This window comes from Parafannyhessea umbonata (assembly GCF_900111255.1).
Classification (GTDB): Bacteria; Actinomycetota; Coriobacteriia; order Coriobacteriales; family Atopobiaceae; genus Olsenella_J; species Olsenella_J umbonata_A.
The window spans coordinates 1-7545 of record NZ_FOGP01000011.1; the positions used below are offsets into that span (position 1 = coordinate 1).

A 7545-nucleotide genomic window follows, 5' to 3' on the forward strand; every position below is an offset into this window, starting at 1 on the left:
CGCCAGCCCGATACTGCACTCGGACATGGGCTGGCAGTACCAGCAGGCCGGGTGGTGCAACAGGCTGAAGGAGGCGGGCGTCGTGCAGAGCATGTCCCGGAAGGGCAACTGCATCGACAACGGGGCGACCGAGCAGGTGTTCGGCCACCTGAAGGACGAGTTCTTCCGTGACCAGACATGGCCGAGCTTCGACGCGTTCAAGAGGGACCTCGACGCCTACGTCGTCCACTGGAACACGAGGAGGCGTCAGGTTAAGCTGAAGGGACTGACCCCGGAGGAGTTCCGGAATCAGTCCCTGCATGCGGCCTAGGCCGCTTTATTTGCCCGTCCAAGAACTGGGGCGCAGTTCACGCTTCTCTCCGGGCCCTTGCATTTGCCTTGCGCGCAGCCGGTGCGCGTGCGGCTGTTTATGCCTTGAGCACCTGCGGCTCGTGACTGTAGTGGTTCAGGACCTCGCAGCCGTCTTCGGTCACGATGACGAGGTCCTCGATGCGCACGCCAATCTCGCCGGGCAGGTAGATACCGGGCTCGATCGAGAAGATCATGCCTGCCTTGACCGGCTCGTCGTGCGTGCACGAAACGTCGCCGGGCTCGTGGTCCTCGAGGCCGATCTGGTGGCCCAGGCGATGCGTAAAGTAGGGTCCGAAGCCTGCGTCCTCTATAACGTGGCGCGCGGTCAGGTCGATCTCCGCAAAGGTGACGCCGGGCTTGATGATGGCTTCGGCCGCCTCGTTGGCGCGGCGGACGGTGTTGTAGACCTCCAACTGGCGATCGGTGGGCTCTGCCGTGAAGAAGGTGCGCGTCATGTCGGAGCAGTAGCCCTGGCGCTTGCATCCCACGTCGAACAGGACCATGTCGCCCTTGCCGAGGGTGGTTCCGTCGGGCTCGTGGTGTGGGTCGGCGGCGTTTGTGCCGAAGCTCACGATGGGCGAGAAGCTGTGGTCCCCGGCACCCAGGCGGCGGTACTCGGCCAACAGGCCGGAGGCAATTTTGCGCTCCGTGACGCCCTCGTGGACCTGGGCCGCGAGCCAGGACATCGCCTCGTCGTTGATGCGGCTGGCCTCGCGCATGAGGTCCTTCTCGGCGTCGTCCTTAATCGCGCGGGCGTCGTCTACGGCGTTCGACGCCAGACGGAAGTCGCTTGCGATTTGGGCGTCCATCATGGGCAGCAGCCAGTGCGCAACCAGCTTGCGGTCGACTCCCAGGGGCTTGTCCGACTTCGTGACGGCGGCGATCAGAGGGATGGGATTCTCGGTGTCGTCAAAGGTCACGATAGCGTTGGCCGCGCCCGTGGCATCGGGGAACAGCTTGTTGCAGAAGAGCGTGGAGGTCGCGCCGCCCTTGCCGTCAGCCGAAAGGTGCAGTGCGAAAAAGCGCTCAAGGGGCTGGTTGTAGTAGCCCGTGAGGTACCAGATGGACATGGGGTCGCACACGAGGGCCTGGGTTAGGCCCATCGACTCCAGGTTCGACATGACGTGTCCGATGCGTGATTTATTGGGTGAAAACTGACCCATCTCTACCACCTTATTACCGTGTTTTCCGTGGAAATCATGTTTGTCCCATATACTGGAACGTTGCATGGCACTTTGGCGGGCGGAACCATGCGCCGTCCGCTGCAACCCGGAGGTACAGATGGAAGTTGAGGTTCCGCCCGTCAACAGGGTAGACCAGATTCGTGATGAGCTTAGCTCTCTGCAGGGAAACCGCATCAGGGTCCGCGCAAACATGGGTCGCTCCCGCATCGTTGAGCGTACGGGCGTTCTAGTTGGTGCCTATCCCACCCTCTTCGTCGTCGAGGTTGAGGAGCGTCGCGGTCGCAAGGCTCGCCAGAGCTACCAGTACGTCGACGTCCTCACCAGCACGGTTGAGATTTACGACCCCGACACCGGGGAGCGCATCCTCGACTTCGGGACTGCCGAGGAGCAGGAGTAGCAACGCCGCCGGGCCGCCTCGCGACCCGGCTTTCTTTTGGGCGGCTTGCGCCGTTTGTCTTTCCTTCAGCACCAGGGGTTCCCATGCAGCAGAGCGTCACCAAAAAGGCTCCCGTCAAAGTCAACCTCCACCTAGGTATACATCCCGGGCGTGACGAGCGTGGCTACCATCGCGCCGATTCGGTCATGTGCGCCCTCGATCTGGGCGACGCCGTTACGGTCGAGCGGCTATGCGCGCCCGCGCCGCAGTCCGCCGCACAGCGGGGTGTCGCTCTCGACATGAGCGAAGACGTGGGAATCGACTATGCGCGCAACACGGCCTGGCTTGCGGCGGTCCGTGCCAAGGAGGCTTTGGGAGACGAGCACCACTATTGCGTTCGCGTCACCAAAGGCGTGATTCCGCAGAGCGGCCTTGGCGGATCTTCGTCTGATGCAGCGTCGACAATCATGGCCATCCTCGAGCTTTGTGGCGAAAGCCGCCGAGAAGAGCTTGCGGTTCAAGTCGCGCGTTCCATCGGGGCGGACGTCCCCTTCTTCTTGAATCCTGTGCCCTCGTACCTCGATGGTGCTGGCGACGTACTTAAAGAGAGTTTTGGCCGCCTGGACGATGTGCCCGTCGTGCTCGTCCGCCCTTCGGATGGCGTCTCGACTGCGGTGGCATACGGAGCATTTGATCTGGAGCCCACCGCTCCAGTTGCGCCTGACGCCATGCTTGCCGCCCTTCGCGCGGGCGACGTCCAAGCTGTCGCGGAGCACCTGTACAACAATCTCGATCCGGTTGCGAGGCGGCTCGTGCCGGACGACGACGTCATCGCGGCGTGGCTCGCGGCAGACGGCGGCGTGCTCGGCGCCCAGGTAAGTGGCTCGGGTAGCTGCGTGTTTGCCATCTGCAGGTCTCACGAGGATGCCGGGCGCCTGGCGGGTGCGGCGAGGCTTCGCGGCTGGTGGTCAGCTGCGACCAAGATGCTCTAAGCGAGCGTCTTCCAGACTGCTGGGCGGAAGGCGAGACGGATGGCCCGGCGGGTGACTGCGGGTAAGGGTCCGAGGCTGCGGAATCCGATTCGGATTGGGTTAAAATGCCTTGCCAATTCGGCTGTGAGGGCGCAAAGTGTGGGTTGCATTTAGCGCAACCGCAGGCCTCGGCAGTTAGGATGTCCAATGCCCCCTTCCACCAACGAGCTCTTGTTCTTCTCGCCGTTCTTCCTCTCCAAGATCTGGGGAGGTCGCAAGCTCCAGACGGAGTTTGGCTACGAGATTCCTGAGGGTAAAATAGGTGAGTGCTGGGCCATAAGCGCGCATCCCAACGGGCCGTCCCCCGTGCGCGGCGGCACCTACGACGGGCGCGGCCTTGCGGGGCTTTGGGCCGAGGAGCCTCAACTCTTTGGCCACATCGCCGGTGATCGCTTCCCGCTGCTGATCAAGATCCTGGATACCAACGAGTACCTTTCGGTGCAGGTCCATCCTGACGATGCCTATGCGGCTGAGCACGAGAACGGTAGCCTGGGAAAGAGCGAATGCTGGTACATCCTGGATGCGGACGAGGACGCGCGCATCATGATTGGGCAGAAGGCCCACGACCGCGCCGAGTTCGCCAAGATGGTTGAGGCTGGTTGCTGGGACGAGCTACTCAACGAGATCCCCATCCACAAGGGCGATTTCTTCAGCATCACACCCGGCACGGTGCACGCGGTCAAGGGCGCGCTGATCCTCGAGGTACAGCAGTCGTCTGACGTCACCTATCGCGTATATGACTTCGACCGCCCCCAGGCTGACGGCAGTCTGCGAGAGCTGCACATGGCCCAGGCGCTCGACGTCATCGACTACGGTGCGCCGCTGCTTGCCGATGGGGTTGTGACGGCGCCTGAGCAAGGCGGCGTGACGCGTCTCATGGACTGCCGGTACTTCAGCGTGGACCGCGTTCGCGTGGCTCCCGACGCCCCCGTCTCTCTTGAGCAGTCCCACCCCTTCATGTGCTTCTCGGTCGTGGAGGGGGAGGGCGGCTCCGTCACGGTTTCGCCCACATCTTCGGCCGAGAAGCGCGCGTCCCCGGAGACCAGGCGCTATGAGCTTCGCAAGGGCGATCACTTTCTCGCGCCCTACGCTTGCGGACGTCTGGATTATGAGGGGGACCTCGAGTTGGTCGCCAGCTACGTACCGAACGCGAACGATTAGCGTGCTGCGAGCCGATGGCTTTTGGGCGGCGGGGGTGCTTGTTTGGTGGCAGTGCGAAGGGGGCTGCTGTAAGAGGAAAGATTTGTCTTTTCTTGATCTCGTTGGTTTGCACAAGGAGTTCTGCTAAAGTATCTACGCTAACGGGTTGTGGCTCAGCTTGGTAGAGCGCTCGGTTCGGGACCGAGAGGTCGCTGGTTCAAATCCAGTCAACCCGACCATGATTAGTCAAGGCCAGTCGCTTGTGCGGCTGGTCTTTTCTTTTTGATACAAGCTATTGTTTTTATGGCATGTATATGATGCGTTGCTACTACCTAATCAAAAACTAAACGTATTGTCGTAAGGTAGCGACTATTTGGCAGTTCAATAATCAAATATTTTTTATCTTTCCGATAAAGCTTCATACTCTCTTACGGAAACTGAGATTTGTAAACGGATACTAAATGCCAGTAGGAAGAAATAATCAGTATTTGAATAGTATCTCTTGTTATGGCTTTCCATTACAAAAAAATACCGCCCTACCTGCGCTCCATTGGTGGAAATAGTTGGCTTGTGGTGTATGGAAAAGGCTGCCGGTTGGTAAAATCTACATAGGAACTCTCGAAAACCTTCGTTATAATGCGACACTTTGACGAGTCAGGAATTTCGTAACTCTCTCGTCATAGAGAGCACTATGCGAAGGCTTTTGCCGTGACCGGACGTTCTGTTGGATGTTGACACGCGGCGGGGTAATTGGCCTTTGCGCCGGCGTGACGTTGGAACCATCGATCTAAATGATTCTGGCGGGGAGGATTGATCATGAGAAAGTACAGGAAACCACAGGTGCTTTGCCGTGGCAGCTTGGCCAATAGAGTACTGTCAATATTTCTGTCGTTTGCGATGGTAACGACTTGCGTGCCTGCGACTGCCATCGCAGAGGCGCGTGACGAGGCGGCGGGTGAGGAGGTGTCCTCGCAACCCGTCGGGCAGTCCTCTACAGAAGAGTCCACGCCCGCCCAGGCGACCCCGCAGGTAGGCGCTGCGCCCATTGCGCAGGAACAATCTTCAACGCAGGAGAAGCAAGAGGCTTCGGCGGCGCAGGGTGAGCCTGCTCCCACTGCGCAGCCCGCGGCGCCTGCCGCGGAGCCCGCCGCCCAGGAGCAGGAGGGCGCTCCCGCGCAGGCTGCAGACGCGAGAATAGCCATCGATCTTGGCAATTCGAGCATCACCTGCTTTGGGCAGACCATCGCCTCCCCCGCCTCGAGCATCACGGTCCCTGCGGGCAAGGACTTTGCGTTTCACGTCACTGCCGACCATGACTACGAGATAACCCAGGTCTCCCTTTGCGTGAACGGGACGGTTTCGGCTCTTCCCGCTGACGCGAATGGTAACTACACTGTCCCCGCCGCATCGGCGGTGGATGGTGCCCGCATCACCATCTCCACTCAGCGGAAGGCGGGAGAGCCGGAGTCTCAAGTTGAGGTTCAGGCAGAGAACACGGCGACTGCGGTGACTGATCCCGTTGAGCCGAATGGCGCCGAGGCCCAGAAGGAACTGGTTGCTGAAAGCAAGAGCGCAAAGCTTGGCGCCATGGGGCTGATCGGCGATCTGATTGACGCACTGCTTGGCTCCGACGATGCCGACGCCGATGCTAATGTCAACGCCGCCAAGGGGCCTGGCGAGACGAAGGCCGCCGGAACCCTGAGCTTCGTAAAGAACAACGATAATGTCCGCGCCGAGATGCCCGGGAACGTCAAGTCGGACAAGAACGGTGTCGTGACCATCCCCGATGTCACCCCTGTGGCGCACACCACTACAACGTCGACCTACAATTACTACTTCTTGTCCTGGAACACTAAGGCAGATGGGACGGGCGTCGCGTATGCTCCCGGCCAGACTATTACCATCGACGGCAACACCAAGCTGTATGCCACGTGGGTAAGGGAAAGCACCGTTTCCTTCAGGCTGAACGGAGTTGCCGGGGCGAACCCTGCCAGCATCTCCGCACTTGACGGCGAGACGATTGTTCTGCCGGACCCCGGTGTCACAAGGCCTGGATATAAATTCATAGGTTGGTCCACCAGCCAGACCGCTCAGGGGTCGGGGGCCAGCAACTACTCGGCTCCCGTTTATCCGGTCGGCAGCACGTATACGGTTTTGGGCAACAAGACGCTTTATGGTACCTGGGCTGCAGAGAAGGCCGTGGACACGACGTTCTTCGTCCGTCTTGATGGCGTTATTCCCACGGAACCCAGTGGCCATCCGATGACTGAGTACACAGAGGGCGTTACGCTGAAGAACAATTTCAATTTTTCGCACTTTGCGACCGACAGCTCAATCGGAATCGCCGATCTTCTCAATGCGCTTCCGTCCGACGACCAGATCGTAACGATGTGCAGTCACAGCGGCATCACCTATGACCCAGAGACCCAGTATGTCCTCTGGTATGTCGTAAAGCGTGAGAGCACGTGGCACGTCGACGGAGTGATGCTCAACAAGGCACTCGTCAATCTTGCCTATGACCCCAACTGCCCAACGGGAGAGTGGGCACAGGGCACTATGCCGGATGGCAAACAGTACACGCAGGGCTCAACTGCGACGGCTGCGGCAACGCCGACTCCCCAGCGAAGGGGCTATACGTTTACCGGATGGAACACGAGCGCTGGCGGAGATGGAACGGCGTACGCTCCCGGAGAGTCCTTCGTGATAAATCAGGACACCACGCTCTTTGCCCAGTGGAGGCCCAAGGACGATACCGAGTACACGATCAAGCGTATTGATGCGGACACGGGCACGGTAATCGACGTCGTCAAAGATCACGGCCGAACTGGAGCGCCTGCGACCGTCGCGCAGGAATATAAGACGATCGACAACTATATATATGCTGGAGACGATTACCCGGGCACCGTCCTGACAGGCCTTGTCGCGGGCGACGGTTCGCTTGTCCTTACGATTTTCTTCCACAAGCAGTTCAACGTAACCGGCTCCATCGATCGAGGCACCGTTACTAATGAGAGCCAGGCGGACATTGCCTACGGAGGAACGTCCGAGGCCATGACGTTCACTCCGGCTCAGGGCTATACGATCACTGGTGTCACGGACAACGGTGAGGCCGTCGATTTCGAACTGAATGCAGACGGGACGTACACCTATGCCGCAATCAACGGCGTCACCGAGAGCCATGACGTCGAGGTGACCACGACCAGGGACGACTCGCAGACCCACTCCGTCAGCGCCCAGGTCGAGTACTACTTCGGCGACACCCTCGCCGAGGCCAAGGCCAAGTCCGAGGCCGACGCCACCGACGAGGCCGTGACCGAGACCGGCTGGATCAACGACGCCGTCACCGCGACGGTCGAGCCCAACCAGACGGACAAGTTCTCCGGCTACAAGTGGGACTCCACCGACGGCGAGACCTCCTACGAGCTCGCCGCCGGCGAGGCGACCGACCCGTCCACGCACGTGG

The 7545-nt window shown here is 60.3% G+C and carries 6 protein-coding genes and 1 tRNA gene; 6 read left to right on the top strand and 1 reads right to left on the bottom strand.

Translation table 11 applies throughout. The annotated features are described in order from the left end of the window. The first annotated feature begins 91 nt into the window (after nucleotides 1–91). Nucleotides 92–310 (top strand): IS3 family transposase, encoded by a 219-nt coding sequence (locus BMY31_RS08690; protein WP_369821286.1) that lies wholly within the window; start codon nucleotides 92–94, stop codon nucleotides 308–310. A gap of 97 nt (nucleotides 311–407) precedes the next feature. Here BMY31_RS08690 and BMY31_RS08695 read toward each other — a convergent pair whose 3' ends face one another. Continuing rightward, the gene (locus BMY31_RS08695; RefSeq protein WP_091009921.1) at nucleotides 408–1514 is read right to left on the bottom strand and encodes a M24 family metallopeptidase; all 1107 of its coding nucleotides are present in this window, start codon (nucleotides 1512–1514) and stop codon (nucleotides 408–410) included. Nucleotides 1515–1632: 118 nt separating this feature from the next. Here BMY31_RS08695 and BMY31_RS08700 point away from each other — a divergent pair, with 118 nt between their 5' ends. From BMY31_RS08700 to BMY31_RS08720, 5 genes are all read left to right on the top strand, one after another. Continuing rightward, entirely contained in the window at nucleotides 1633–1932 is a 300-nt protein-coding gene (locus BMY31_RS08700; RefSeq protein ID WP_078687390.1) for a Veg family protein, read from the top strand. Nucleotides 1933–2015: 83 nt separating this feature from the next. Next, complete coding sequence (locus tag BMY31_RS08705; RefSeq protein ID WP_078687391.1) at nucleotides 2016–2903, top strand: 4-(cytidine 5'-diphospho)-2-C-methyl-D-erythritol kinase; 888 nt, start codon at nucleotides 2016–2018, stop codon at nucleotides 2901–2903. A gap of 186 nt (nucleotides 2904–3089) precedes the next feature. Beyond that, a complete protein-coding gene (locus BMY31_RS08710) occupies nucleotides 3090–4103 on the top strand; it encodes a type I phosphomannose isomerase catalytic subunit (protein ID WP_091009923.1) in 1014 nt (337 codons plus the stop codon). Between the two features lie 141 nt (nucleotides 4104–4244). Further along, nucleotides 4245–4321 (top strand) — tRNA-Pro (locus tag BMY31_RS08715). Nucleotides 4322–4994: 673 nt separating this feature from the next. Further along, a partial coding sequence (locus BMY31_RS08720; protein WP_180371401.1) for an InlB B-repeat-containing protein occupies nucleotides 4995–7545 on the top strand: 2551 nt, incomplete at its 3' end.